This window comes from Providencia burhodogranariea DSM 19968, from assembly GCF_000314855.2.
Classification (GTDB): Bacteria; Pseudomonadota; Gammaproteobacteria; order Enterobacterales; family Enterobacteriaceae; genus Providencia; species Providencia burhodogranariea.
On the sequence record NZ_KB233222.1, the window covers coordinates 2,440,530 to 2,466,683 of the forward strand.

General features: G+C 40.2%; 24 protein-coding genes and 1 pseudogene. 17 read left to right on the forward strand and 8 right to left on the reverse strand.

The genetic code is table 11. From position 1 onward, the window contains the following. Window positions 1–97 precede the first annotated feature (97 nt). Complete coding sequence (gene ubiF, locus OOA_RS10410; RefSeq protein ID WP_008912110.1) at window positions 98–1,285, reverse strand: 3-demethoxyubiquinol 3-hydroxylase; 1,188 nt, start codon at window positions 1,283–1,285, stop codon at window positions 98–100. A 392-nt stretch (window positions 1,286–1,677) separates the two neighbouring features. Here ubiF and miaB point away from each other — a divergent pair, with 392 nt between their 5' ends. From miaB to OOA_RS10440, 6 genes and pseudogenes are all read left to right on the forward strand, one after another. Further along, window positions 1,678–3,108: a tRNA (N6-isopentenyl adenosine(37)-C2)-methylthiotransferase MiaB gene (miaB, locus tag OOA_RS10415; protein WP_008912111.1), complete on the forward strand. Its 1,431-nt coding sequence runs from the start codon at window positions 1,678–1,680 to the stop codon at window positions 3,106–3,108. Window positions 3,109–3,140: 32 nt separating this feature from the next. Further along, window positions 3,141–4,193 (forward strand): PhoH family protein, encoded by a 1,053-nt coding sequence (locus OOA_RS10420; protein WP_008912112.1) that lies wholly within the window; start codon window positions 3,141–3,143, stop codon window positions 4,191–4,193. Continuing rightward, window positions 4,194–4,661, forward strand: coding sequence for an rRNA maturation RNase YbeY (ybeY, locus tag OOA_RS10425; protein ID WP_008912113.1), 468 nt, complete (start codon window positions 4,194–4,196; stop codon window positions 4,659–4,661). 70 nt (window positions 4,662–4,731) lie between these two features. After that, window positions 4,732–5,616, forward strand: a complete 885-nt coding sequence (gene corC / locus OOA_RS10430) for a CNNM family magnesium/cobalt transport protein CorC (protein WP_008912114.1) — start codon at window positions 4,732–4,734, stop codon at window positions 5,614–5,616. Continuing rightward, window positions 5,616–7,157 (forward strand): apolipoprotein N-acyltransferase, encoded by a 1,542-nt coding sequence (lnt, locus tag OOA_RS10435; RefSeq protein ID WP_008912115.1) that lies wholly within the window; start codon window positions 5,616–5,618, stop codon window positions 7,155–7,157. The genes corC and lnt overlap by 1 nt, the downstream gene beginning before the upstream one ends. Window positions 7,158–7,745: 588 nt before the next feature. Beyond that, window positions 7,746–8,510 (forward strand): annotated as a pseudogene (locus tag OOA_RS10440) (IS5 family transposase). Window positions 8,511–8,605: 95 nt separating this feature from the next. Here the strand turns inward: OOA_RS10440 and OOA_RS10445 are convergent. After that, entirely contained in the window at window positions 8,606–9,532 is a 927-nt protein-coding gene (locus tag OOA_RS10445; protein WP_008912118.1) for a diacylglycerol kinase catalytic domain-containing protein, read from the reverse strand. Continuing rightward, window positions 9,529–10,551 carry an SPFH domain-containing protein gene (locus tag OOA_RS10450; protein WP_008912119.1) on the reverse strand — a complete coding sequence of 341 codons (1,023 nt, stop codon included), beginning with the start codon at window positions 10,549–10,551 and terminating at the stop codon, window positions 9,529–9,531. The genes OOA_RS10445 and OOA_RS10450 overlap by 4 nt, the downstream gene beginning before the upstream one ends. A gap of 150 nt (window positions 10,552–10,701) precedes the next feature. Here OOA_RS10450 and OOA_RS10455 point away from each other — a divergent pair, with 150 nt between their 5' ends. Further along, window positions 10,702–11,415, forward strand: coding sequence for an NUDIX hydrolase (locus tag OOA_RS10455; protein WP_040691284.1), 714 nt, complete (start codon window positions 10,702–10,704; stop codon window positions 11,413–11,415). Window positions 11,416–11,487: 72 nt separating this feature from the next. Here the strand turns inward: OOA_RS10455 and OOA_RS10460 are convergent, their stop codons facing one another. From OOA_RS10460 to OOA_RS10475, 4 genes are read right to left on the reverse strand one after another with little or no spacing between them, the layout of a single operon-like run. Further along, window positions 11,488–11,988 (reverse strand): protein disulfide oxidoreductase, encoded by a 501-nt coding sequence (locus OOA_RS10460; protein WP_008912121.1) that lies wholly within the window; start codon window positions 11,986–11,988, stop codon window positions 11,488–11,490. 7 nt (window positions 11,989–11,995) lie between these two features. Then, window positions 11,996–12,724: a DsbA family protein gene (locus OOA_RS10465; protein WP_008912122.1), complete on the reverse strand. Its 729-nt coding sequence runs from the start codon at window positions 12,722–12,724 to the stop codon at window positions 11,996–11,998. Beyond that, complete coding sequence (locus OOA_RS10470) at window positions 12,721–14,778, reverse strand: protein-disulfide reductase DsbD family protein (RefSeq protein WP_008912123.1); 2,058 nt, start codon at window positions 14,776–14,778, stop codon at window positions 12,721–12,723. The genes OOA_RS10465 and OOA_RS10470 overlap by 4 nt, the downstream gene beginning before the upstream one ends. 47 nt (window positions 14,779–14,825) lie before the next feature. Continuing rightward, a complete protein-coding gene (locus OOA_RS10475; RefSeq protein WP_040690947.1) occupies window positions 14,826–15,221 on the reverse strand; it encodes a hypothetical protein in 396 nt (131 codons plus the stop codon). A 487-nt stretch (window positions 15,222–15,708) separates the two neighbouring features. Here OOA_RS10475 and OOA_RS10480 point away from each other — a divergent pair, with 487 nt between their 5' ends. From OOA_RS10480 to nadD, 8 genes are all read left to right on the forward strand, one after another. Further along, window positions 15,709–16,602 carry an amino acid ABC transporter substrate-binding protein gene (locus OOA_RS10480; RefSeq protein ID WP_008912125.1) on the forward strand — a complete coding sequence of 298 codons (894 nt, stop codon included), beginning with the start codon at window positions 15,709–15,711 and terminating at the stop codon, window positions 16,600–16,602. A gap of 113 nt (window positions 16,603–16,715) precedes the next feature. Next, window positions 16,716–17,456, forward strand: a complete 741-nt coding sequence (locus OOA_RS10485) for an amino acid ABC transporter permease (protein WP_008912126.1) — start codon at window positions 16,716–16,718, stop codon at window positions 17,454–17,456. A 1-nt stretch (window position 17,457) separates the two neighbouring features. After that, window positions 17,458–18,138, forward strand: a complete 681-nt coding sequence (gene gltK / locus OOA_RS10490) for a glutamate/aspartate ABC transporter permease GltK (RefSeq protein ID WP_008912127.1) — start codon at window positions 17,458–17,460, stop codon at window positions 18,136–18,138. Further along, window positions 18,135–18,860 carry an amino acid ABC transporter ATP-binding protein gene (locus tag OOA_RS10495; protein ID WP_008912128.1) on the forward strand — a complete coding sequence of 242 codons (726 nt, stop codon included), beginning with the start codon at window positions 18,135–18,137 and terminating at the stop codon, window positions 18,858–18,860. Before gltK ends, OOA_RS10495 begins: the two co-directional genes overlap by 4 nt. Before the next feature lie 557 nt (window positions 18,861–19,417). Then, a complete protein-coding gene (gene leuS / locus OOA_RS10500; RefSeq protein ID WP_008912129.1) occupies window positions 19,418–22,000 on the forward strand; it encodes a leucine--tRNA ligase in 2,583 nt (860 codons plus the stop codon). A 12-nt stretch (window positions 22,001–22,012) separates the two neighbouring features. After that, window positions 22,013–22,552, forward strand: coding sequence for an LPS assembly lipoprotein LptE (gene lptE / locus OOA_RS10505; RefSeq protein ID WP_008912130.1), 540 nt, complete (start codon window positions 22,013–22,015; stop codon window positions 22,550–22,552). After that, window positions 22,552–23,586, forward strand: coding sequence for a DNA polymerase III subunit delta (gene holA / locus OOA_RS10510; RefSeq protein WP_008912131.1), 1,035 nt, complete (start codon window positions 22,552–22,554; stop codon window positions 23,584–23,586). Before lptE ends, holA begins: the two co-directional genes overlap by 1 nt. Next, window positions 23,576–24,232 carry a nicotinate-nucleotide adenylyltransferase gene (nadD, locus tag OOA_RS10515; protein WP_008912132.1) on the forward strand — a complete coding sequence of 219 codons (657 nt, stop codon included), beginning with the start codon at window positions 23,576–23,578 and terminating at the stop codon, window positions 24,230–24,232. The genes holA and nadD overlap by 11 nt, the downstream gene beginning before the upstream one ends. Here the strand turns inward: nadD and OOA_RS10520 are convergent. Next, window positions 24,229–24,945, reverse strand: a complete 717-nt coding sequence (locus OOA_RS10520; protein WP_008912133.1) for a YbgA family protein — start codon at window positions 24,943–24,945, stop codon at window positions 24,229–24,231. The two genes, nadD and OOA_RS10520, sit on opposite strands and share 4 nt — an antisense overlap. A 378-nt stretch (window positions 24,946–25,323) precedes the next feature. On the opposite strand from OOA_RS10520, the gene rsfS reads away from it, so the two are divergent. Next, a complete protein-coding gene (gene rsfS / locus OOA_RS10525) occupies window positions 25,324–25,650 on the forward strand; it encodes a ribosome silencing factor (protein ID WP_083880274.1) in 327 nt (108 codons plus the stop codon). A 2-nt stretch (window positions 25,651–25,652) separates the two neighbouring features. After that, window positions 25,653–26,123 carry a 23S rRNA (pseudouridine(1915)-N(3))-methyltransferase RlmH gene (rlmH, locus tag OOA_RS10530; RefSeq protein WP_008912135.1) on the forward strand — a complete coding sequence of 157 codons (471 nt, stop codon included), beginning with the start codon at window positions 25,653–25,655 and terminating at the stop codon, window positions 26,121–26,123. The last annotated feature ends 31 nt before the right edge of the window (window positions 26,124–26,154 follow it).

Consider the following 26,154-nt stretch of genomic DNA (forward strand, 5'->3'; position numbering starts at 1 on the left):
CTGCATTTATCATTAAATTATAAAACACCCAATGAGGTTCATCGAGCGTTTTATGCCTGAAAAGTTGTCAACCTATATCAGGGCTAGTCATAACAAATCAAAGACCTAATGCATACTTGAGCGCAAGCTTTTTTGCTTCTCCAGCTCGCTGAGCGGCCATTAAACCAAGATTACGCATCATTTTTAAACCTGGCAGATTCTCACTAAATGCCATATAAAATATATCCATTCCCGTTTGCATCATTAGGTTATCCGGTAAGCGCCGGCGCTGATAACGTTTCAGTACCTCTAAGGAATGCCACGGTTCAAGATACTCTTTCGCCTGAGTAACGACTTTAAGCAAAGTTTCTACATCGCGATAACCCAGATTCACACCCTGCCCTGCCAATGGGTTGATAGTATGTGCAGCATCCCCGACTAAGGCGAGTCCTTCAATCACATAACGGTTCGCATGATGACGGTTTAATGGAAATGCACCTGATGCAAATGCAGTTACTTTACCTAAACGCTTAGGAAATGCCTCTATAACGGCACTAGTCAATTGATCCATCGACATCGACTGTAAGCGTCGAATTTTCGCTGGACTGTCGTACCAGACCAGAGATGCCCAATTATCATATAAAGGTAAGAAAGCTCTAGGACCCGATGGGAAAAATTGCTGCCACGTTTTTTCTTGCTGTGATTCGGCAGTTTGAACAGTTATCAGCATACATGATTGACGATATTGCCAGCCTCTACTACCAATACCCGCGAGTTTGCGTACTTGTGAATTAGCACCATCAGCACCAACCACCAGCTTAGCTTGTAACTCACGCCCATCATCAAGAGAAATTACCCAATCTTTATGCTCATTAGATTGATAAAGATGAGTTAGTTGTACAGGACAAATGCGCTCAAGGTTGGAATGTTTTTCACATTCACGCCAAAGCGCTAGCTGTAACACACGGTTTTCCACCATAAAACCAAGCTCTGATAAACCTAAATCCTTAGCATCGAAGACAACATTACTACCTTGTTCTTCCCAAGTTTCAAGTTGGCGATAAGGAACACAGCGCATTGCTTCAACATGCTGCCAAGCACCTAATTGCTTGAGTAAATCTACCGATGAACGACTAATCGCAGAAATACGAACATCAGGTATACTCTTGATATCAAAAGCAGCCGGCTCAATCTTCTCAAGTAATGCAACACGCATACCTTCTTGAGCAAACCCTAAAGCCGCAGCAGTGCCAGTCATACCTGCACCAACCACGACAACATCATAATATTCTGTTAGTTTATTCATCACATTAGCTACTATTAACTGTTTGATTTACGTAGTGTACCGAAAAATTGTTAAGCTGGCTGGGAATATCTCTACCCGAGACGCTGGTCACTGATGCTTCAAATGAATACAATACGAGTTAATTTTTAAAACAATAGGCAATAGCCAGTCTTTGAGGCATCGCATAACTTAGCTTTAGAGCATAGATTCAGGCTATCTTTGCATTTTTTCTATCATAGAATGATGTCTATGATCAAAAATGCGTGCGCCTTCCCAAAACTGGACGGGACTTTGGATTTTTACACTAAATAGTTCGAGTCGTAGCGAACAAAGCGACGCCTTGAAGTATCACGTGTATACAATGCGTTTCGGAGTCCATTATACTAGCCGCTTCGAAAACACTGGATATAGACATGTCGACGAATAAAAAGTTATATATTAAAACTTGGGGCTGCCAAATGAATGAGTACGACTCATCAAAAATGGCCTCACTATTAGAAAGTACTCACGGTTATAAAATTACTGAAATTCCTGAAGAAGCTGACGTGTTGTTACTAAACACCTGTTCAATCCGTGAAAAAGCACAGGAAAAAGTTTTCCATCAACTAGGGCGTTGGAAATTTTTCAAAGACCGCAATCCCGATATCATTATTGGTGTGGGTGGCTGCGTTGCATCTCAAGAAGGTGAATTTATCCGACAGCGTGCGCCGAGTGTCGACATCGTCTTCGGCCCACAAACTCTTCATCGCTTACCGGAAATGATTAATCAGGTTAAAGGTACACGTAGCCCTGTTATCGATATCAGCTTCCCAGAAATTGAAAAGTTTGACCGCCTACCGGAGCCAAGAGCCGAGGGACCAACTGCATTTGTATCCATCATGGAAGGCTGTAATAAATACTGTACATTCTGTGTAGTTCCTTATACTCGCGGAGAAGAAGTTAGTCGTCCATGTGATGACATTCTGTTTGAGATCGCACAATTAGCAGCGCAGGGTGTACGCGAAGTTAACCTATTAGGTCAGAACGTTAATGCCTATCGCGGCGCAACCTTTGATGGTGACATTTGTACATTTGCAGAGTTAATTCGTCTTGTCGCTGCAATTGATGGTATCGACCGTGTACGCTTTACGACAAGTCATCCAATTGAATTTACCGATGACATTATCGAGGTCTATGAAGATACCCCTGAGCTAGTGAGTTATTTGCACTTACCCGTTCAAAGTGGTTCTGACCGCATTTTAACTTTAATGAAACGTGCGCATACAGCACTAGAATATAAAGCGATTATTCGTAAATTACGTAAAGCGCGCCCAAATATTCTCATTAGCTCTGACTTTATTGTTGGTTTCCCCGGTGAAGACAATGATGATTTCGAAAAAACAATGAAACTCATCGCAGATGTTGATTTCGACCTGAGTTTTAGTTTTGTTTATTCTGCTCGTCCAGGTACCCCTGCTGCAGATTTACCTGATGATGTATCAGAAGAAGAGAAAAAACAGCGCTTGGCAATTCTTCAGCAGCGCATCAACCAGCAAGCAATGAGATTCAGTCGTGCTATGGTAGGCACGGTACAACGTGTTTTAGTGGAAGGAACTTCGCGTAAAAATATAATGGAAATTTCCGGCCGTACTGATCACAACCGCGTCGTGAACTTTGAAGGTTCACCTGATATGATTGGTAACTTTGTTGACGTAGAAATCGTTGATGTTTATGCGAACTCTCTACGTGGAAAAGCCATTCGTACCGAAGACCAAATGGATTTACGTGTTAAGGAATCCCCAGCTTCCGTCATCGCACGTACTCGTAAAGAAGATGAGCTTGGTGTTGGTAACTACCAACCCTAACGATAGGATACTCAGTGACTGATAAAAAACCGTTGCAAATCGCAACACAAGAAATCTTTTTAGAGCCCGCAGATAACCAACGCTTAATGAGCCTTTGCGGGCCATTTGATGACAATATCAAACAGCTTGAACGTCGCCTTGCGATCGAAATTAATCGTCGTGATAACCGTTTCAAGTTATCGGGTAAGGCACTTAACATTCAAGCTGCAAGTAAAATTTTACGCCAGCTTTACGTTGAAACAGCTCAAGTACGTGGCATTATCCCTGATATCGATCCAGAGCAAATTCATCTCGCGATCTCTGAAAGCCGCGTGTTAGAGCAAGCTAACGATAGCGTGCCGGATTATGGCAAAGCAGTAAATATCAAGACCAAACGCGGTGTCATCAAACCTCGTACACCGAATCAAGCGCAATATATTGCCAATATTTTAGATCATGACATTACGTTTGGGATTGGCCCAGCAGGTACAGGTAAAACTTATCTTGCAGTAGCCGCTGCTGTTGATGCTTTAGAGCGTCAAGAAGTTCGTCGTATTTTGCTAACACGCCCAGCGGTAGAGGCTGGTGAAAAATTAGGGTTCCTGCCTGGTGATTTAAGTCAGAAAGTCGACCCTTATCTGCGCCCACTTTATGATGCGCTATTCGAGATGCTAGGTTTTGAAAAAGTCGAAAAATTGATTGAACGTAATGTTATTGAAGTTGCACCATTAGCTTATATGCGTGGTCGTACACTCAATGATGCATTTATTATTTTAGATGAAAGCCAAAACACCACTCTTGAACAAATGAAGATGTTCTTAACTCGTATCGGGTTTAATTCAAAAGCTGTTATTACCGGTGATATTACACAAGTTGATTTGCCACGCGGTAATAAATCTGGCTTGCGTCATGCAATTGAAGTACTTTCTGATGTTGATGACCTTAGTTTTAATTTCTTCCATAGTGAAGATGTTGTGCGCCACCCTGTCGTTGCTAAAGTTGTTATCGCCTATGAAAAATGGGAAGAGCAAGACAATAAACGCCGCCAGCAACTAAGAGAAGAAAAAGAGCAACAAAGAGAATTAGAAAAGCAGGAAAATAATTAAATGAGTGAAGTCATTCTTGATTTACAAGTTGCTTGTGAAGAAACAACTGATCTTCCAAGTGAAGCTCTATTTCAACGTTGGTTAGAAGCGGTTTTATCTCAATTTCAACCACAAAGCGAAGTCACTATTCGTATTGTTGATGAAGAAGAAAGCCAGCATTTAAACCTAACTTATCGAGGAAAAGACAAGCCAACCAATGTGCTATCTTTTCCTTTTGAAGCTCCACCCGAAGTTGAATTATCACTACTTGGTGATTTAATCATTTGTCGCCAAGTTGTAGAGCAAGAAGCTATTGAACAACAAAAAAGCGCAGAAGAACATTGGGCACATATGGTTGTTCATGGCTGCCTGCATCTGCTTGGATATGATCATATCGAAGATGAGGAAGCTGAAGAAATGGAAGGCTTAGAAACAGAAATTTTAGCTGAATTAGGCTATGCTGATCCTTATCTTGTAGAAAAAGAATGACCTAGCACCTATTTTTATGCTAAATATTAATTTAATAAACCATCAATTGGGGAATAAGAAATAAAACGCCATGAGCGACGATAACTCTTCGAGTAATGACAACCCTGGTCCTAAGAAAGGGTTTTTTGCACTTTTAAACCACTTGTTCCACGGTGAACCTAAAAACCGTGGTGACTTAGTCGAACTGATCCGTGATTCTGAACAGAACGACCTTATCGATCCCGATACTCGTGACATGCTAGAAGGCGTCATGGATATTGCCGACCAAAGGGTTCGTGACATTATGATCCCGCGCTCTCAGATTGTGACCCTAAAACGCAATCAAACTTTAGATGAGTGCCTTGATGTCATCATCGACTCCGCCCACTCTCGTTTTCCTGTTATCAGTGAAGATAAGGATCATATAGAAGGGCTATTAATGGCAAAAGATTTATTGCCATTTATGCGAACTGATGCAGAACCATTCAGTATTGATAAAGTATTACGTCAAGCCGTTGTCGTTCCAGAAAGTAAACGTGTCGATCGGTTACTAAAAGAGTTCCGTTCACTGCGCTATCACATGGCAATTGTGATCGATGAGTTCGGTGGTGTATCAGGGCTTGTTACCATTGAAGATATCTTAGAGCTTATTGTTGGTGAAATTGAAGATGAGTACGATGACGAAGATAATGTTGATATTCGCCAGCTAAGTCAGCACTCTTACTCAGTAAGAGCCTTAACCCAGATTGAAGACTTCAATGAGGCCTTTAATACACACTTTAGCGACGATGAAGTTGATACTGTTGGTGGCCTTGTGATGCAAGCTTTCGGTCATTTACCTTCTCGTGGTGAAACTATTACAATTGATGACTATCAATTTAAAGTTGCCATGGCAGATAGCCGTAGGATTATCTTACTCCATGTGAAAATTCCTGACGATGCGCCATTGCCAACTCTGGATGAAGAAAAGACTTAATGAACTTAACGTCATATTATCAAAGTCAGTGGCTACGGCTGCTACTGGCTTTAATCTTTGGAGCCAGTGGTACACTGGCTTTTTCGCCTTTCGACCTCTGGCCTGCCGCACTCCTATCACTTTTATTTCTCCAATTATTGACACTACACCGTAGCCCAAAACAATCTTTCACGATTGCTTTTGCATGGGGTTTTGGTCTATTTGGCGCGGGTGTAAACTGGGTATACGTTAGTATTGCTGATTTTGGTGGGATGCCTGAAGTTGTTAACATTTTTATTGTTATCTTACTAGCAGCCTATCTCGCTCTTTATCCTGGGCTATTTGGTTATCTCCTCTCAAAATTATTTTCTGCCCCAACGGTATGGCGATTCGTCTTTGCCGCGCCAGCTTTATGGCAACTTACTGAATTTTTACGTGGCTGGGTGCTTACCGGTTTTCCATGGTTACAGTTCGGTTATAGTCAGATTGATGGGCCAATGAAAGGGCTAGCACCGATATTTGGTGTCGAAATGATGACACTGATACTCTTTAGTATTAGTGGTTTATTGGCTTTAGCTCTAGTTCGTCGGAGTTATAGCGCATTAGCCGTTGCCGTTGTTTTATTGTTTGCACCTTTAGCTCTTAAGAACGTTCAGTGGTATACACCTTTAGAATCGAAAAAAACTGAAGTCGCGCTTATTCAGGGTAATATTGCTCAATCTATGAAATGGGAAGCGAGCTATTTACAGCATACCAAAGATACCTATATGGCACTTTCACAGCCTTATATAGGCAAAGCATCTTTGATAATCTGGCCTGAGTCCGCCGTTCCTTCTGTCGAATTGGATAATCAAGCTTGGTTAAAATCACTGGATAATTTATTACGTGAATCAAATACCAAGTTGATTACAGGTATTGTTGATGCTCGCCCAGCTAATGGTGACTATCAGTTCTATAATACGATGATTGTCTTAGGTGATGAAAAACCCTACCTCTATCCTTCTAAGAATCGCTATAACAAGCACCATCTTGTACCTTTTGGTGAATATGTACCGTTAGAAGATATTTTGCGCCCTATCGCACCATTCTTTAATCTACCTATGTCTGGGTTTAGTAGAGGTGATTATCAGCAAGCACAACTAGCCGTTGGCAACATGCACCTTACAGCAGCTATTTGTTATGAAATTATTCTTGGAACTCAGGTCCGAGATAACTTCAAACCTGATAGTGATTATCTATTAACGGTTTCGAATGATGCTTGGTTTGGAAAATCTATTGGTCCATGGCAACATTTCCAGATGGCGAGGATGCGAGCACTTGAACTTGGCCGTCCATTGCTTCGCGCAACTAACAATGGTGTAACTGCTATTATTCGTGCGGATGGATCCATTCAAGCTGAATTACCACAATTTAAGGCTGCCGTACTTTCTGCCGAAATTACTCCAACTACAGGACTAACGCCTTATGCACGCTGGAGTAATTGGCCAATGTGGGCAATGGTAGTGGTATTTGTCGTAATTGCTCTATTGCTTGGTCGACGCAAAAAAACAGCTAACTCATAATTAAAAACCTCAATTGTGTATAAACCACTCGATTGAGGTGCCAGCTAAGGATATAACAAATTGAGCTGAGTCACTAAACGTAGTGCTATACTCGCCATAACTATCCTTAAATTACCTTTAAATAATCCGTACATTTCCCCTAAATAATTCGAGTTGCAGCTAGGCGACAAGAGAATGAGAGACTCGAAATTATGATTTAACTACATCAAAAGTGCCATTTTGGCACTTTTTGCACTTTTTATTTATAAAATTAAACTAAAAACATAACGGATATACCCGAAATCATATGAGTTGTAGTGAAACGACAAGAGAATGAGAGACTTGAAATGATGATTTAACTATAGCAAAAGTGGCACTTTGCGCATTTTTTATTTGTAAAATTAAACTAAGAACATGACCGATATATTCAAATAATTTAAGTTATTTCTCGGCAACTTGAAATATAACCAAGATATACCCTAAATAATTCGAGTTGCAGCTAGGCGACAAACGAGCGAAGCCCTAGGGGCTGTTGATCTTTGTGTGTTTATTGAACGGCATGGTGATGTTGTATAATGATTTCGCAAAAAAAACACAACAGAAATCACCATGCCGAGAGCAATACTCACAGAAAAACAGCGGGTTACGCTATGCAAACTTATGAGAGATACCGGTCGGGCTTACAATAAATTCGAACATAGAATGACCTTTGAAATCATATTATATCGAATGAGAACCGGTTGCCTATGGCGAGATGTTTCCAAGGAGTTTGGAGGAATGGAGCACTATTTTTAGATGGCTTAATCTTTGGGCTAGAAAGGGTATTATAAGATTAATATTCATCAAGTTATCTAGCTTTTCTGATAGCAAATATCTCTTTATTGACGGAACAATTGTACGGGTTCATCAACATGCTACGGGCGCGGCAACAGAAGAAAATGAAGAGAAAGGAAAGAGCCGTGGAGGTCATTCCACGAAGATCCATTTAGCAGTTGATAGTGATGGTTACCCTGTTAATTTTGAGCTATCCGGTGGACAGAGATACGATATTGTTTTTTGCTGAAGAAATTGATTGCAAATAGTCCCTCATGTGATTTCACAGTAGCAGATAAAGGTTATGATAGTGAGAAATTTCGGGCTTATTTAACGAATGTAAAAGGCTAGACGCCAATGATCCCAAGAAGGAAAGTGAATCTTTTAAACAATGATCATATGGACTGGGAACTTTATAAAGTAAGACATTTTATTGAAAATGCGTTTGCGAGAATAAAGCATTTTAGAACGATATCAAGTCGATATGATAAATTAACAAGAAATGACTCATCGATGGTTGCCCTATCATTAATCAATATGTGGATACCAAAATATCGATGAACAATTATTATATAAATATCAACAGCACCGAGGGGCATATATAAGTATGTGACTAGTGCGAATGACCAAAATCAATGACGCTGCCGCGCGAACTATCACGGATATATCAATTGTCCCTGTATGCTTGCAATGCCTACCGTAACTATACTGCCTGCATTAAAACGCAAATAATCATCTTCAATACCATCAGAAAAAATTATCCCATTTTCAGGCATCAACGATTCCAATTGCAGCGGTGAGTTGTCTTCAATTGTTCCAAATATCAGCTGTATGCCCGTAGTTTTACTGGGAAAAGGTTCCCTGACACTGAATTGAAGTTTTCTCTCTTCCCAATCAAATCCTTTCGATAACGGATGCTCATCGGCTTCCATTATTGCTCTAGCTCCGGCTAAAATCGATTGAAACCATCCTGTTGATCCTAATCCTGTTGAAACAATAATCCCAGATGATGATTGAAACTCCTGTTCATTACGCCATTTTATAATATAACGGGCTGAAGTATGACTCTTAGGACCGATAAATAAATCATTCACTGCTAATAGGGTTTGCCCATCATTGGTCGTCGCTTGAGCAAAAGTGACAGATTTCTGTGGCATTTTCCCCTTTAATGTCTTCATCACAACATCATTAAGCTGTCCGATTTCAAAAGGTAGCAACTTACCGTCCCAACGAGAAGGATCTGGATTTATTGCAATAACAGGTTGGCCATTTAAATATTTTAGTGTATTTGCGACCAATCCATCCTGTCCAATCACAATCACGATATCGCGAGCAGAGAATTGATAGCTCGGTAATAACGCACGTTCCAATAGCTGGAATCGTCCCAGCGATTTAAGGACAGATTCCGCTTGTACTAACTGCTTCTGATATTGATCATGTTCATCAAGATAATCATTTACCTCGACCTGATTATGCTCCAAATAAAACTTCGCCTGTGGCCAAGTATTAAAACGTTCAATTAGCTCCTGTAAGCGCGTTTTTCGGATGACTAATATAAAGCGTGCATCTTCTAATCCATTCATGCCTTAGCTCCTTTTTTCATCATTTGGCCAAACAAATCAGGTGAAATATTCAGTTCACCAATTTTTCCTGCATTCTGTGCCAAAGATTCAAATGCTATTGCCATTAACTGTTCAGGGTTCATTTTAGCCAGTGCCATCGCTTTTAAATTTTCGACAGGTAACTCACGATAGGCTTTCATTTTGGCTTCAATCGCGTAAGCATCCGCATCAGACTGTGTTCGTTGATTTTCAACACTTAACCTAACAAGTTCATTACGTTTTGCTTCAGCATTGACTTGTGCAACTAACTTTTCTTGCTCAATTTCAGCTCTTTCCCGTAATAAAGTTCGTTCATTTTCCAAACGTGCCTCTTCAATTTGTTGCTGCTTATTTTGAACCGATAAATCTGTTTCTAATTCAGCTTCCTTAATCGTTCGTTCTTGCTCAACAGAAAACTTTCTTCTTGCGTATATAGCATCATCGGCTTCTTTTAAAATTGATTCCCTTGCTTCAGCCTCAAGCGCTTTTAATGTTTCAGGAGATGGTGTGATCGCTGCAATTGAAACGTCAAGAATATCAATCCCTAATGCTTCAAGTGCTGAATGTGTAGCTAATTGTTTGCTCACTTGAGTTACTAAAGCTTGGCTCATTAATAATGCCTCACGCATTGAAGTGCTTTGTACTTTAGCTTGAATTAGTGTTTGTGCACTACGCACCACTCTATCACTCAATTTTAACGGATCTTCAGAAGCATAGGATTTGCCATCTTTAGTCAGATTATAATTTAATACATCTGCCGTTTTTTGCGGATTTTTAATGTGAAATGAGATCTGACCTTGAATTCTTAAACTTTGAAAATCAGCTGTTTGCAAATTAAAAATAAAGGGAGCTTCAAGCGCATTCAACGGTAAAGCAGCAATAGATGTTGTGGCTGAATTGAACCAAAAACTGATCCCTTTACCTTGTTTAATAACCTTACCATTGACCGATTTAATAATAAAAGTCGATGAATCTGCTTTAAAATAATTAATGTTAAACATAGTCGCCTCAATTAGTGTCTTTTTGACAATAATTGAATATTGTCCTATGGACACTAACCTGTCAAGCATTAAGTGTCTTAATGACAAAAAATGTTTTTTAATGTATGATTACCACCATTAATTACAAAATGATCCAGCAGCCCTAACATGATGAATGAACAAGAATATTTAGCTCACTATAATCGACAAGAATATCTTTCACCGCTCCTGAGTGTCGATGCAGTGCTATTTACCTACCATGATGAAACCTTAAAAGTTCTGATTGTCGAACGCGCTAATCATCCGGATAACGGGATGTGGGGATTTCCTGGGGGGTTTATTAATGAAGAACAAGACAACACGCTTGAAGACGCTATTCTACGAAAACTGAAAGAGAAGACGGGTGTGATCCCCCCTTATATTGAGCAACTATGCACAGTTGGTAATAACCTTCGAGATAAACGAGGTTGGTCAGTTACCGTTTGTTATACGGCACTAATCACCCACCAAGCATGTGAGCATCATATCGATACTGTTGATTCAGTCAAATGGGTATCTATAGACGAAATTGAAAAGATGCCGTTAGCTTTTGATCACGCAGATCTGTATCTACAAGCACGTGATCGATTAAAACAAAAATCACTCTACTCAATTGTGCCGGGCTTTGCTTTACCAGAAATATTTACGCTAACAGAGTTACAGCATGTACATGAAGTATTAATCGGTAAAACACTACAAAAAAAATCATTCAGGCGTCGTTTAGAACAAGCAGATTTATTAATTGATACAGGCGAAAAACGTCAAGAAAGAGGCAGACCAGCAAATTTATATCGACTCAAACCTGAATCTGCTGATTATCGTTTTATTCGTAACTTAGAGTTTTAATTTTACTCAATAAAAAGCTCTCTTTGAGTAATAATTCAAAGAGAGCTTTAATCAATAACTAGCGAGCTAAATCTAGAAAGAAGCTATCCAAAGACGCGCTTTGATTCCCCAGTAACTCGTCCAGCCGCTAGTAAAGCTAACCATTTTTCCGTTATCAATAATCATAAATGTCGGTGTTGCACTAATGCCAACTGCACTAGCTAACTGGCCATTGATATCATTGATCACTGGGAAATTAAGATCTTTTTTCGCCATACCTGCCAGCAAACGTTCACTATCACCGGAACGCAATGCAACAGAAATAACAGGAACACCTGATTTTGCTAATTCAGCAACTGTCGGTGAAGTAATTTTACAGACCCCACACCATGTCGCCCAAAAATAAACTAAAACAGGTTGTTTTTCACTTAATGCCGCTAAAGAGATACTTTCACCCGTTGCAAGAACTTGTGGCTCAAGCAATATAGGCGCTAGGCTTTCAGGTTTTCGCCAAAGATCCATCACGGTAAAGACAATGAATAAAATCACTATCAAACCAATAAGTTCTTTTGACCACTTTTTCAGTCTAGCCATGTTTCCCTTATTTAACTTTAGCTAATTGCTCTTTAACAATCGCTTCTAACTGTTGAGCATCAACTGCACCAGGGATTATCTCATCACCAATAAGTGTTGCTGGTGTTCCATTAACGCCTAGTTTCTCAGCTAACATCATGTTAGTACGAATAGTCTCACCACTTTTTTCGTTAGCAACTAACTTTTCATTACCTGTCGCTTTCAGTGCTTGCTTGATATTTTCATCCGTCAGCATGCTTTGTTTTTGCATAAATTTCTGATGGAGAGCTTGGAAAGCTTTTGGATCTTTTTCCCATAGAGTCAGAACCAGTTGTGATGATTCCAGTGAAGTTTGACCTTTAAATGGCAGAGGTTTGATCACGACGGCAACTTCTGGATATTTCTTAACGATCTCTTCAAGTTGAGGATCGAAACGCTTACAGAAAGGACAGTTATAGTCCGTAAAGTTAACTAAGACTAATTTGGCATCCTTCGCACCGAGGCGTGGGCTTGCTGGGTCATTAAATAACTTATCGTGCTCAGCCTTAATCGTAGATTTCACTTGTGCTTGCTGTTTTTCACCTTGCTTGGCCTGTAAGGCAACAATAGCTTCTTCTAAAATTTCAGGGTTTTGGATCAAAGTATCACGGACTAATTTACGCACTTGTGCTTCTTGGTCAGCCGTTAATGGAGCCGCATGAGCAGTTGCACCTAGCATTAGCGACGAGAACAGAACAGCTAGAATCGTTTTTTTCATTTTTCGGCTCCTTTGGCCTGATTCATAATTGATAATAAAACTTCACGATCAAGTATTGTTGACAATATTTCACCCTCTGCCAACCTAGGGCCATAAATTTGGTTAAATGGTACAGCAACCTGCCCACGTTTTTGTAAAAACGCAGTGATCTCAGGTGATGGCTTAGTCCAATCACCTCTTAATGCTACGACATCCGGCTCACTTAATGCTTGTTGAACATCATCTCTCAACAATACATTATATTTATTTGCCTTACAGGTAACACACCAATCGGCAGTCACATCAATAAAGACTCGCTTATTCTCTGATAAAGCTTGTGTTATTGCTTCTTCACTTAAAGGTTGCCAGCTCACACTATCTTTGACGATTGCGCGGCTTCCAGTAGTTTGACCCATGGTCATCCAAGCAAAACCTGCGGCAAGTAGTGTGAATAAAACAAAAGAGATAGCTGCCGTACGTAAACTATTCTTTTTTGCAATAAACACGACCAATAAAAGTAAAAAGATAATCGTTATCACAAGAGCATAAACCTCGCCAAAATGAGGAATAAGCAGACTAATCAGCCACAAGCATGACAACAACATCATCATCCCCAACACTGCACGTAGCTTACTCATCCAAGCACCCGGCCTAGGTAGTAATCGAGAAATTGCAGGGAAAGCGGCAATCAATAACCAAGGCAAACTCATACCTAGCCCAAGTGCTGTAAAGATTAACCACAACTCTTCGATTGGTGCGGCAAGCGCAAATGCAACTGCGGTGCCCAAAAATGGTGCGGAACATGGTGTTGCTAGCAGCGTTGCAAATACTCCTTGCCAGAAATGGCCGCTATTTCCTTGCCCGCCTGTTGTGGCTAAACGAGTATTAGTTTTACTGCCTAATTGAATTTCAAACAAACCAAATAGGTTTGCTGTAAATACAGCTGTAATCACAACCATAAACCCAATGAACCATGGGTTTTGGAATTGAATGCCCCAGCCAACTGCTTGTTGCCCAATACGAAGGAACGTCATTAATAAGGCAAGTAGCCAAAATGAAACTAAAATTCCCGACGATGATAATAAAAATTGGCGCCGAATGGTTTTTTGTTCCCCTTGGGGAACCATAAGTACTGAACCTAGTTTCATTGCTAGAACAGGTAGCACACAAGGCATCAAATTTAAAATCAATCCACCCAGTAATGCGAATGCCAGAATCTGCCAAAGCGGAATACTAAGTCCAGTATTACCATGAGCGATAGTTCCAGTAAAAGACGAAATTTGGGTACTCACTTGCTGTGAAAGCTCGCCATCACTAACAACAAAAGAAAATGTTTTCCCCGTTAAATCCGGTGCTTTATCGCCCCAATCATCACTCACGTCTATTGTCGCTGTTAGCTTATTATCCGTAGTGCTAATTTTAGGTACGCCTAACGTAGTACCTTCAGGCGTATCCGTAAAGATGGCAGCTTTTTTACCCCACGGTTCCCCTTCATTCTTTTGTAATTCAATAAAGAGCTTATTCCCGGTATAGCCTACATCATAGCTTTGAGCTAATCCGGTTAATGGAGGTACTTTTCCCATTGCCTGATTAAATGACCATTCAAAATTTGCTGGCTCAGGCGCTGTTAAATCTAATTCAAAGGGGTAATCAGTTAAAATACAGACATTACTACAGGTTGATAATGTTAAAACACCTGATAATTTATCGAGTTTTTTCTCGGTATTGACAACGATAGGAAAGACTACATCGCCCATATAGCCTTGAGTTGAAATACCCGCAACATCAAAACGACCTGGCGCTGGCCATTGCCAATCCATATTATCTACTGGGGATATCCAATTGATTTCCGGCGTAATTCCGCCTTCTCCTGGAGAACGCCAATAAGTTTTCCAACCATCTTGCAGTTGAACATCCAATAATAAAGCGATCTTCCCATCTTTTTGAGAAGAGCTTAAAAAACGTACTTGTGCGTGATCATTATGTTTATCCGTCAACCAACCAGTATCTGCTGCTTGCAGAGTACTTGAGAATAAAGCAGATAAAATAATTAACGCATTAATTAAAAAACGCATAATTCCTCCAGAATAAAAGACACCAATAAACTAAACAGAATGGTGTTCTAATCTCGAAGATTACAGAATTGTAAGTGTAGTCTAACTTTTGGTGGGGGATGTTTCTCTTCACGATTTACTCGATATGAGAATAGGTGGGTACAAAAAACACTTAACGCCGCAATAAAGAGGAATAAAAAAAAGAATGGCTCGATAGCGGTGGGGCTTAATGTAATTAATGATTTTGCACTAAGTTCGCAGGTTGATAAATGTGAGTCACTATCACTCATTTTGTCGGCTTGAAGCATAACAGATTGAGCATTTAGCTGAACTTGCATGATAGGAGCTTGAGTAACAAATTGGGCGAAAAGGCGCTCTCCAACGGCTCTTTGATTCATACAAAGTAAAACCATCAGACAGGCGAGTAATACTAATCCTTTGCCTAATTTGAATTGCCTGTTCATGCGTGTCTCTGTTTATTTTTCCTGAAACTTACACTGAAAAAAAATGATTGGTCAACAAAATATAGTGATTTAGCTAACTTAATTAGAGGCTACATCTTACACAGCAAACTCTTTGACACAAGCAGCATCATCTAACTTTACAAAACCTAAATGCATTTATGCAACTTTTGATAAACATCGGCATGGAAAATGCATTATTCCATTAGACAAATGAAAATAAGAATGTTTTTCACTCTAACGGTGCGTAGTTACCTTTTTTAGGCAATAGTTTCACCTTATTAGTGCAACAAATTAGGAACTGCCCAAATAATATGCGAGTCAGCTCCCGATATTGAAACAATTCATTTTCATTATGTAACAATTTTATTTAGATTTTAACATTATTAAAACATATAGCCGATGATCGCGGCCTTGAATAAATCCACGAGACATCAGCAAGCACAACAAAAATGAGAAAGACCCCCGATCTCAGAAAGGAGCTGTAAATATGCGTATAAGCAAGATTGTATTATCTATGATGATTTTAGGTGCTACCTGTGCTGTTCAAGCCGAGGAGTTAACAGGAACCCTGAAAAAAATTAATGACAATGGTGTTATTGTTGTCGGGCACCGTGAATCTTCAGTTCCATTTTCTTATTATGACAACAGCCAAAAAGTTGTTGGCTACTCACAAGACTACTCCAACGAAATTATTGATGCGGTCAAAAAGAAGCTCAATAAACCAGATCTTGATGTCAAACTGATCCCTATCACATCACAAAACCGTATCCCATTATTGCAAAATGGCACTTACGACTTTGAATGTGGCTCAACAACCAATAATTTAGAAAGACAAAAACAAGCTGCATTTTCAAATACTATTTTCGTTGTAGGTACTCGTCTACTCACTAAAAACGACTCTGGTGTGAAAGATTTTGCTGACCTTGCTGGTAAAAACGTGGTTGTCACCTCAGGTACTACCTCTGAGGTTTTACTAAATAAGCTGAATGAAGAAAAAAATATGAAAATGCGCATCATCAGTGCAAAAGATCATGGCGATTCATTCAGGACACTTGAATCTGGCCGTGCTGTTGCCTTTATGATGGATGATGCATTGCTTGCAGGTGAGCGTGCTAAAGCTAAAAAACCAGATGCGTGGGAAATTGTCGGCAAACCACAAAGTGAAGAAGCTTATGGTTGTATGCTGCGCAAAGATGATCCTCAATTTAAAGCATTAGTCGACGACACTATTGCAAAAGCACAAACTTCAGGTACAGCAGAGAAATCATTTGATCGTTGGTTCAACCAACCTATCCCACCAAAAAATCTTAACTTGAAGTTCTCGTTATCAGATGAAATGAAAACATTGTTCAAATCACCTAATGACAAAGCGCTTAACTAAATAAAAAAAACAAACAGGGTGTTACTGAAGTGAGAATTGCAAGGCGGTCGTTCCCGCCTTGCATCCTCTTTAATCAGTAGTAGGGACAATCTAATTGCCCACAGGAAGTAATTATGTCAATTGATTGGAATTGGGGGATTTTCCTGCAGGAAGCCCCGTTTGGGAATACCACCTATTTAGGGTGGCTAATATCTGGCTTAGAAGTCACTATCGCACTATCTATTTGTGCGTGGATCATCGCTTTTCTTGTTGGCTCATTCTTTGGGATTTTACGCACAGTTCCTAATCGTTTTTTAGCAATGATCGGAACTGTTTACGTTGAACTATTTCGTAATGTACCTTTAATTGTTCAGTTCTTTACTTGGTATTTAGTCGTTCCAGAGCTGTTACCAAAATCTCTTGGTGACTGGTTTAAAATGGATTTAGATCCTAACTATCAGTTCTTTATTTCATCTACTCTGTGCCTTGGTTTATTCACAGCAGCTCGAATGACTGAGCAAGTTAGGGCAGCTATCGAATCTCTCCCTAGAGGGCAAAAAAATGCTGGCCTTGCCATGGGGTTAACACTTCCACAAACTTATCGTTATGTTCTGTTACCTAATGCCTACAGAGTTATTTTACCGCCAATGACCTCTGAGATGCTTAACCTTGTTAAAAACTCGGCTATCGCCTCAACGATAGGTCTCGTGGATATGGCTGCACAAGCAGGAAAATTACTTGATTATTCCGCCCATGCATGGGAATCGTTCACTGCAATTACCTTAGCGTATGTTGGTATCAACTTAGTCATTATGGTCTTGATGACGATTCTTGAACGTAAAGTTCGCTTACCCGGCACATTAGGAGGGCGATAATATGTTCTATGATTTTGACTGGAGTTCCATCGTTCCAAGCTGGCCATTTCTTGTTGATGGCTTAGTCGTTACTGCAAAAATTACCATTACGGCGATTATCGTTGGTATATTGTGGGGAACAGTTCTTGCAATGATGCGTCTATCGACCTTCAAACCTATCAGCTGGTTTGCTGCGTTATACGTCAATACCTTCCGCTCCATACCATTGGTCATGGTATTGCTGTGGTTCTATTTAATTGTGCCTAACTTAGTCCAAAATGTTTTAGGCATATCACCTAAAAATGATATTCGTTTGATTTCAGCGATGGTAGCCTTCTCCCTTTTTGAAGCAGCCTATTACTCCGAAATTATTCGTGCTGGTATTCAAAGTATTTCACGAGGTCAGTCATCCGCAGCTCTCGCTCTTGGTATGACAAAAATGCAATCAATGAGGCTAGTTATATTACCTCAAGCCTTTAAAGCAATGACCCCCTTGTTATTAACACAAGGTATTGTGTTATTTCAGGATTCATCATTAGTCTATGTACTAAGCCTGACAGATTTCTTCCGAACGGCTACCAATATTGGTGAACGTGACGGCACACAGGTGGAGATGATATTGTTTGCAGGTCTGGTGTACTTTATTATCAGTTTTGGCGCTTCAATGCTGGTGAATTATCTTAAGAAAAGGACTGTTTCATGATTACCCTGAAAAATATATCCAAATGGTATGGCCAGTTTCAGGTACTCACTGACTGCACAACTGAAGTCAAAAAAGGCGAAGTCGTTGTTGTTTGTGGGCCATCGGGTTCTGGTAAATCCACACTAATAAAAACAGTGAATGGCCTAGAGCCTGTTCAACAGGGTGAAATCTTTGTGAATGGAATCCAAGTCAATGATAAAAAAACAGACTTGGCAAAACTTCGCTCTAAAGTCGGAATGGTATTTCAACATTTTGAATTATTCCCTCACCTCTCTATTATTGAGAATTTAACACTCGCTCAAATAAAAGTACTAAATAGAAATAAAAAAGAAGCTCAAGAAAAAGCATTAAAATTGCTTGAACGTGTTGGGCTATCTAACCATGCGAATAAATTTCCGTCTCAACTTTCAGGTGGGCAACAGCAGCGCGTTGCAATTGCACGAGCACTCTGTATGGATCCTATTGCTATGCTATTTGACGAACCGACATCAGCCCTTGATCCTGAAATGATCAATGAGGTACTTGATGTAATGGTCGAATTAGCGAATGAAGGTATGACGATGATGGTTGTCACCCATGAGATGGGCTTTGCCAAAAAAGTGGCGAATCGCGTTATTTTTATGGATGAAGGCAAAATAGTTGAAGATAGTAAAAAAGAAGATTTCTTTGCAAATCCACAAACTGATAGAGCAAAAGATTTTCTCGCTAAGATCTTACATTAATTTGTTTTAAGCTATCTTTTAAATGTAAGCTCAGCTATTCCAATAAACATACAAAGTATGTGATTTGGGGTAGCTGAGCTTATCAGTGAGCGCCATAAAACCCGTCCTTTTGAAGTGACCCCTTCAATTTAGACTAAAAGAGTCCAACTTTATGGGGTCACTTCACTTTAGGGAGGGGAGCAGTCAAGAATGGTTGACCTTTTATGCTGTTATTTCAATCGTAATATGCAGTAAAAATAAGCAGTAACATTCAACAACCTCTAGTCAATGTCTCTGTAACGTAAAATATAGCCATCATTCCCCTAAAATATAATTAATTACTCCATTTTTTCATGCAAAATGCTATCAATCCTCACCATTTTTAGTTAAGTTGTGTAGCTATCAGATTAAAACATTCTGACTCCGTCCCCCGAAAACAATACCCAGCTTCCCCCGAAGGTTCAGCTAATCAACTATTGTTGTTTTAGGGCATGATCCGCTATGCTATACGGATCTAAATTAAATAAAGATATTAACGCTACAAAGTAGCATTTATTCGCCATAGGATTATCGGTGCCATGCAAGAACAATATCGTCCAGAAGATGTAGAGCCCAAAGTACAAAACCATTGGGATGAAAAAGCCACGTTCAAAGTGACAGAAGACAACAGCAAAGAAAAATACTACTGCCTGTCCATGCTACCTTACCCTTCTGGTCGACTACATATGGGCCACGTGCGTAACTACACTATGGGTGATGTTATCTCCCGTTATCAGCGTCTATTAGGTAAAAACGTACTACAACCTATCGGTTGGGATGCGTTTGGTTTACCGGCTGAAGGTGCAGCTGTTAACAATAACACAGCCCCTGCACCATGGACCTATGCCAATATCGATTATATGAAAGGCCAGTTAAAAATGCTGGGCTTTGGTTACGACTGGGATCGCGAAGTCACCACGTGTACACCAGAATATTACCGCTGGGAGCAATGGTTCTTTACTAAGCTATTCGAAAAAGGTTTAGCATATAAGAAAACCTCAGCCGTAAACTGGTGCCCGCACGATTTAACTGTACTGGCTAATGAACAAGTTATTGATGGTTGCTGCTGGCGTTGTGACACTCCTGTTGAGCGCAAAGAAATTCCACAGTGGTTCATTAAAATCACTGATTATGCTGAAGAATTGCTTAACGACCTCGATAAGTTAGATGAATGGCCAGAGCAAGTTAAAACTATGCAGCGTAACTGGATTGGCCGTTCTGAAGGTGTTGAAATCACCTTTGATGTCGCTGACCGAGCTGACAAACTAACTGTTTATACTACTCGCCCAGATACCTTTATGGGTGCAACATATGTTGCTGTTGCAGCTGGTCATCCTCTTGCACAAGAAGCGGCTACTAACAATCCAGAATTAGCTAATTTTATCGATGAATGCCGCAATACCAAAACAGCAGAAGCTGATATGGCAACCATGGATAAAAAAGGTCTGGCAACAGGTTTGTATGCCATTCATCCATTAACTCAAGAAAAATTACCTATTTGGGTTGCTAACTTTGTCTTGATGGAATACGGCACTGGTGCTGTCATGGCTGTTCCTGCTCACGATCAACGTGACTGGGAATTTGCCCATAAATATGGTCTGACTTTAAAAGCTGTTATTGCGGATGCTGAAGGTAATGAACCTGATATTTCAGAAAAAGCGATGACAGAGAAATCTTCCCTAATCAATTCAGGTGAATTTAGCGGGTTGGATAACGCAGCGGGCTTTAATGCTATCGCAGATAAACTAGTCGAAATTGGTGCAGGCCAACGTAAGGTCAATTACCGTTTACGTGATTGGGGTGTTTCACGCCAACGTTACTGGGGTGCTCCAATTCCAATGGCAACATTAGAAGATGGCACAGTTGTTCCAGTCCCTGATGATCAGCTCCCTGTTATTTTACCAGAAGATGTTCAAATGGATGGCATCACAAGTCCAATTAAAGCAGATCCTGAGTGGGCAAAAACCACTATCAATGGCCAACCCGCATTGCGTGAAACGGATACCTTCGATACGTTCATGGAATCATCTTGGTATTATGCACGTTATACTTGTCCACAATATGATGACGGCATGTTGGATCCTGAAGCAGCAAATTACTGGCTGCCTGTTGACCAATATATTGGTGGTATCGAACACGCTATCATGCACTTGATGTATTTCCGTTTCTTCCACAAATTGATGCGCGATGCAGGATTAGTTAACTCAGATGAGCCAGCTAAACGTTTATTATGCCAAGGTATGGTACTCGCAGATGCATTCTACTACACAGGTAGCGATGGCCAACGCATTTGGGTTTCACCGGCAGATGCTATCGTTGAACGTGATGAAAAGAGCCGCATCATTAAAGCTGTTGATACCGAAGGACATGAGCTGGTTTATACTGGCATGAGTAAAATGTCTAAGTCGAAAAATAATGGTATCGACCCACAAGTTATGGTTGAAAAATACGGTGCCGATACTGTACGTCTATTTATGATGTTTGCAGCACCACCAGAGTTGACCCTTGAGTGGCAAGAATCCAGTGTTGAAGGTGCAAACCGCTTTGTTCGTCGTATCTGGCGTTTAGTTCACGAACATTCATTGAAAGGTGCAACACAACGTCTAGATATCAGTGCATTAACTGCTGAGCAAAAAGATTTGCGCCGTGACCTGCATAAAACTATTGCCAAAGTTTCTGATGACTTTAGCCGTCGCTATGCATTTAACACCGCTATCGCAGCAATTATGGAATTCATGAACAAATTAGTTCATGCGCCACAAGAAACAGAACAAGATCGCGCATTAGTTCAAGAATCACTTGAAGCGATCACGTTGATGATGTCTCCAATCATTCCACATGCGTGTTTTGAGATGTGGAAAGCGTTGGGTCATGCTGATGATATCGATTTTGCAAGTTGGCCTGTTGCTGACGAAGAAGCAATGGTTGATGATACGAAGCTGATCGTTATCCAAGTTAATGGTAAAGTACGTGGCCGTATTACTGTACCCGCTGATGTAGATCAAGAGTTTGTTCTGGATATGGCGTCTCAGGAGCATACCGTTTCGAAATATCTTGAAGGTGTGAGTATCCGTAAAGTAATTTATGTACCGGGTAAATTACTGAACTTGGTTGTTGGCTGATAAGGAGGCTAGGTGCGCTATCTGATAACTTTATTACTGAGCCTGTCGGTGCTAGTCACCGCAGGTTGCGGCTTTCGTCTTCAAGGAACAACACAGATTCCTGAGGAACTGAAAACGTTACAGTTAAGTTCTAATGCACCTTACAGCTCTCTAACCAGAGCCGTTAGGGAGCAACTCAAACTAAATAATGTTAAATTAATTGAAAATGGCAAAACTGATATCCCTATCTTAAAAATTACTGGGTCATCAGAAAAGACGGAAACTGTATCGATTTATCAAGATGGTAAATCTGCAGAGAAACAACTGACTTTTGTTCTCAATGCTCAAGTATTGATGCCAAACGGTTCAGTGTATCCGTTACAAAGCCAAGTCGAACGAACTTTCTTTGATAACCCATTGGAAGCGCTCGCAAAAGATGCAGAAAATGAGTTGGTTAAGCAAGAAATGCGTGAGCAAGCAGCCCGTATATTAATACGTAAGCTATTAATTGTTCATACTGCAGAGCTTGAAAAAGCCAAATCCGAAACAGCTACTACTGCTGTTGAGCCATAATGATCCGTATCTATCCTGAACAGCTGGCCTCTCAGTTACAAGAGTCTTTGAGAGGCCGCTATCTAATATGGGGCAATGAGCCCCTATTAATTCAAGAAAGCCAAGATGCAATTCGTAAAGCAGCCCAATCTCAAGGGTTTGAAGAGCATTTTACTTTTTCTCTTGAACAACATACTGATTGGGATGAAATATTTAGTCTCTGTCAGGCGCTTAGTTTATTTGCTAGTCGTCAAACACTCACCCTGATTTTGCCTGAAAACGGTGCAAATGCAGCGATGGCAGAGAAATTGCTCCAATTATCTCAATTGCTTCATCCTGATTTACTTCTTGTGCTTCGTGGACAAAAGCTGACTAAAGCGCAAGAAAACAGTGCTTGGTTCAAAGCAATTAGTCTCGATGCGGTGTATATCAGTTGCTTAACACCCGAATATCAACGCTTACCACAATGGGTAGCCAAACGTGCTCGTAGTATGAACTTAACCTTAGAAACAGAAGCGAACCAGCTACTTTGCTACTGCTATGAAGGGAATTTGCTCGGTTTATCTCAAGCACTAGAACGGTTATCACTGCTTTACCCCGATGGTAAATTAACGCATCCACGAGTTGAAAATGCGGTAAATGACTCAGCTCATTTTACGCCGTATCACTGGATAGATGCGATGTTAGCAGGGAAATCACACCGTGCATGGCATATTCTTGAACAACTCCAACATGAAGATACCGAAGCAGTTATTTTATTACGAGTTATTCAACGTGAACTGATGTTACTACTGACATTAAAACGTCAATCCGCTATAACGCCATTGAAGTCGTTATTTGATCAACACAAAGTCTGGCAAAATCGCCGTCCTTTGCTAACGACAGCCTTACAACGCCTTAGTTTACATCAATTACAGTCAGCGCTTAGTTTATTAACACAAGCAGAATTACATGCTAAACAAGACTTTAGCCATTCCGTATGGCCTGATTTACAATCCTTGTCTATGTTAATATGCAGTAAAGCTTTACCTGAGAGTTTTATTCATGACCTTTAAACACAAAGGCCTTCAAGCACTATTTGGGGGAACATTTGACCCTATTCATTATGGGCATTTACGTCCAGTTGAAGCATTGGCAAAACAGGTTGGCTTACAAAAAGTTATTCTTCTACCAAACCATGTTCCACCTCACCGCCCTCAACCTGAAGCTAGTCCGTCTCAAAGATTGGAAATGGTAAGTTTAGCAATAGAAAATAATCCCCTGTTTACGGTCGATACCAGAGAACTTGAACGCAATAGCCCGTCTTACACCATCGAAACCTTAACTTCATTACGCCAAGAAATGGGCCCAGACCAGCCATTGGCATTTATTATTGGTCAAGACTCGCTTTTATCGATTCATACTTGGTATGGTTGGGAGCAATTGTTAGATAAATGCCATTTATTGGTCTGCTCACGCCCTGGTTATGCGGCTAATTTCAAAGAATCTCAGATGCAAGAGTGGTTAAAAAAGCATAAAACAGATGATGCCTATAAATTGAGTCAATCACCAAATGGCTATATTTTTCTTGGTGATACACCATTGCTCGATATCTCAGCAACAGAGATCCGTAAAGGCTTAAGCTCCGGAAGTTTATGCGATGAAGTCATCCCCACCTCGGTAATGACCTACATCAAGCAACAACATCTTTATCAGAATTAAGGCAATGCTCTGATTTTTTCGCATTCAGGGTAAGGTGATAGATAATATTGTTCACTTAAATAATGATCTGGATATTGAGAAAGTAATTGCTTGACCATCGATAAAGGGAAGTTGACCGATAAATTCCCCTGCTGATAATCATTTATTAACCAACCAAAACGCATTTTTTCATCTTTCGTCGCCTTATTTTTAAAATATCCCTGCATATGTTGAATGGCATTGACTTGTAATTTTCGTGGCGGTGTTTTAGCTAAAATCGTCAATATGCTAGTGCGATATTGCAAATAAAAATTACCTAATTCACTGTTTTTTTTGATGCTCGCCACCAACTTGCCCGTAAATTGATAACCTTTAGGCGAATAAGCCATCAATAAATATTTATGGTGGCTATGAAATTGAATAATTTGATGATGCGTTAGATTTGCTGCTAATAGTTCAAATCGATATCCTGTATAAAGCTGAATAAAAAATCTATCGAGATGTTCTATGTCACGCCACTCACTCACAGTTAATATTGGCGTATTTTCAGGCAATTGTTCAATCAATTGCTCTTGTAAGGTGTCATCACAAATCACACCACTATATTCAAAATCTATTTTAGTTGGTTGTTTTACTTCAATGAAATCGCAATGCTGCGTCGTTAAATGCGTAATATCATCTGATGGGAATTCGATATCACCAATAAGCGCTATATTAAATTTTACTTGTTCCATCACTTACACCTTGTATTTTTCCTAACTTAAATCAAACATCGCCCATTATGCACTTTCGATTTGTAAAGTTAGTACAAATTTCTTGCCCTCAGCGCCAGTTATTCATATAAATCTCAAGCCTTGAGGAATATAAAATAATTTAGCCGATTTTTCTGAGAATCTAGGGTAAAATGCCTCGGCCTTAACAGGTATATGACAAACAATATTTAACGTTATACCCGTCATACTTCAAGTGACATATTTGTTGACGGCACTTAGCTACCCGAGCCACGTAGATATCTATGGTTCTCGGTCTTTTTTAATCAAAATAGCTTCGCTTGCCTCCTAGATGCAACTCGAATTATTTTGTGTATATACTCTGTATAATTTGAATAAAAGGTGAACCTTTTGCAAGGAACTGAACTCCAAAAATTTATAATCAATCAGCTTGATGACGCAAAAGCTGAAGATATCATCACTATTGATGTTCATGGTAAATCTAGTATTACTGACCAAATGATCATCTGCACAGGTACATCAAGCCGCCATTTAATGTCTGTCGCAGACAGATTAATCGACGCATGTCGTAAAAATGGCTTGATGCCACTCGGTGTTGAAGGCCAGGGAATTTCTGACTGGATTGTCGTTGATCTTGGTGAAGCGATTGTTCATATCATGCAAGATGAGAGTCGTCGCATGTATGAACTCGAAAAACTCTGGAGCTGAGTTTGAAATTACAACTCATCGCTGTAGGTACAAAAATGCCGGACTGGGTTCAGACCGGCTTTATGGATTACCTTCATCGTTTCCCCAAAGATATGCCATTTGAGCTTATTGAAGTTCCAGCGGGGAAACGTGGAAAAAATGCAGATATCAAACGTATTCTCGAAAAAGAAGGCGAGCTGATGCTGGCAGCTGTCGGCAAAGGTAATCGGATAGTCACATTAGATATACCAGGTGAGCGATGGGATACCCCAAAACTTGCTAACCAACTCGAAAGCTGGAAACAAGATGGACGTAGCGTTAGTCTACTCATTGGTGGCCCTGAAGGGCTAGCACCAGCTTGTAAAGATGCAGCCATTCAAAGTTGGTCACTATCTCCATTGACACTGCCTCACCCTCTTGTCAGAGTACTTGTTGCCGAAAGTCTTTACCGGGCTTGGAGTATTACGACTAACCACCCTTATCATCGGGAATAGTCAGTTTTTAATATGTTCAATATGGCAGTGG

Excerpts from the sequence above, each read along its gene's own strand:
- ubiF (WP_008912110.1), bottom strand. The coding sequence starts at position 1,285 with ATGAATAAACTAACAGAATATTATGATGTTGTCGTGGTTGGTGCAGGT.
- miaB (WP_008912111.1), top strand. The coding sequence starts at position 1,678 with ATGTCGACGAATAAAAAGTTATATATTAAAACTTGGGGCTGCCAAATG.
- ybeY (WP_008912113.1), top strand. The coding sequence starts at position 4,194 with ATGAGTGAAGTCATTCTTGATTTACAAGTTGCTTGTGAAGAAACAACT.
- corC (WP_008912114.1), top strand. The coding sequence starts at position 4,732 with ATGAGCGACGATAACTCTTCGAGTAATGACAACCCTGGTCCTAAGAAA.
- lnt (WP_008912115.1), top strand. The coding sequence starts at position 5,616 with ATGAACTTAACGTCATATTATCAAAGTCAGTGGCTACGGCTGCTACTG.
- OOA_RS10445 (WP_008912118.1), bottom strand. The coding sequence starts at position 9,532 with ATGAATGGATTAGAAGATGCACGCTTTATATTAGTCATCCGAAAAACG.
- OOA_RS10450 (WP_008912119.1), bottom strand. The coding sequence starts at position 10,551 with ATGTTTAACATTAATTATTTTAAAGCAGATTCATCGACTTTTATTATT.
- OOA_RS10455 (WP_040691284.1), top strand. The coding sequence starts at position 10,702 with ATGAATGAACAAGAATATTTAGCTCACTATAATCGACAAGAATATCTT.
- OOA_RS10460 (WP_008912121.1), bottom strand. The coding sequence starts at position 11,988 with ATGGCTAGACTGAAAAAGTGGTCAAAAGAACTTATTGGTTTGATAGTG.
- OOA_RS10465 (WP_008912122.1), bottom strand. The coding sequence starts at position 12,724 with ATGAAAAAAACGATTCTAGCTGTTCTGTTCTCGTCGCTAATGCTAGGT.
- OOA_RS10470 (WP_008912123.1), bottom strand. The coding sequence starts at position 14,778 with ATGCGTTTTTTAATTAATGCGTTAATTATTTTATCTGCTTTATTCTCA.
- OOA_RS10475 (WP_040690947.1), bottom strand. The coding sequence starts at position 15,221 with ATGAACAGGCAATTCAAATTAGGCAAAGGATTAGTATTACTCGCCTGT.
- OOA_RS10480 (WP_008912125.1), top strand. The coding sequence starts at position 15,709 with ATGCGTATAAGCAAGATTGTATTATCTATGATGATTTTAGGTGCTACC.
- OOA_RS10485 (WP_008912126.1), top strand. The coding sequence starts at position 16,716 with ATGTCAATTGATTGGAATTGGGGGATTTTCCTGCAGGAAGCCCCGTTT.
- gltK (WP_008912127.1), top strand. The coding sequence starts at position 17,458 with ATGTTCTATGATTTTGACTGGAGTTCCATCGTTCCAAGCTGGCCATTT.
- OOA_RS10495 (WP_008912128.1), top strand. The coding sequence starts at position 18,135 with ATGATTACCCTGAAAAATATATCCAAATGGTATGGCCAGTTTCAGGTA.
- leuS (WP_008912129.1), top strand. The coding sequence starts at position 19,418 with ATGCAAGAACAATATCGTCCAGAAGATGTAGAGCCCAAAGTACAAAAC.
- holA (WP_008912131.1), top strand. The coding sequence starts at position 22,552 with ATGATCCGTATCTATCCTGAACAGCTGGCCTCTCAGTTACAAGAGTCT.
- nadD (WP_008912132.1), top strand. The coding sequence starts at position 23,576 with ATGACCTTTAAACACAAAGGCCTTCAAGCACTATTTGGGGGAACATTT.
- OOA_RS10520 (WP_008912133.1), bottom strand. The coding sequence starts at position 24,945 with ATGGAACAAGTAAAATTTAATATAGCGCTTATTGGTGATATCGAATTC.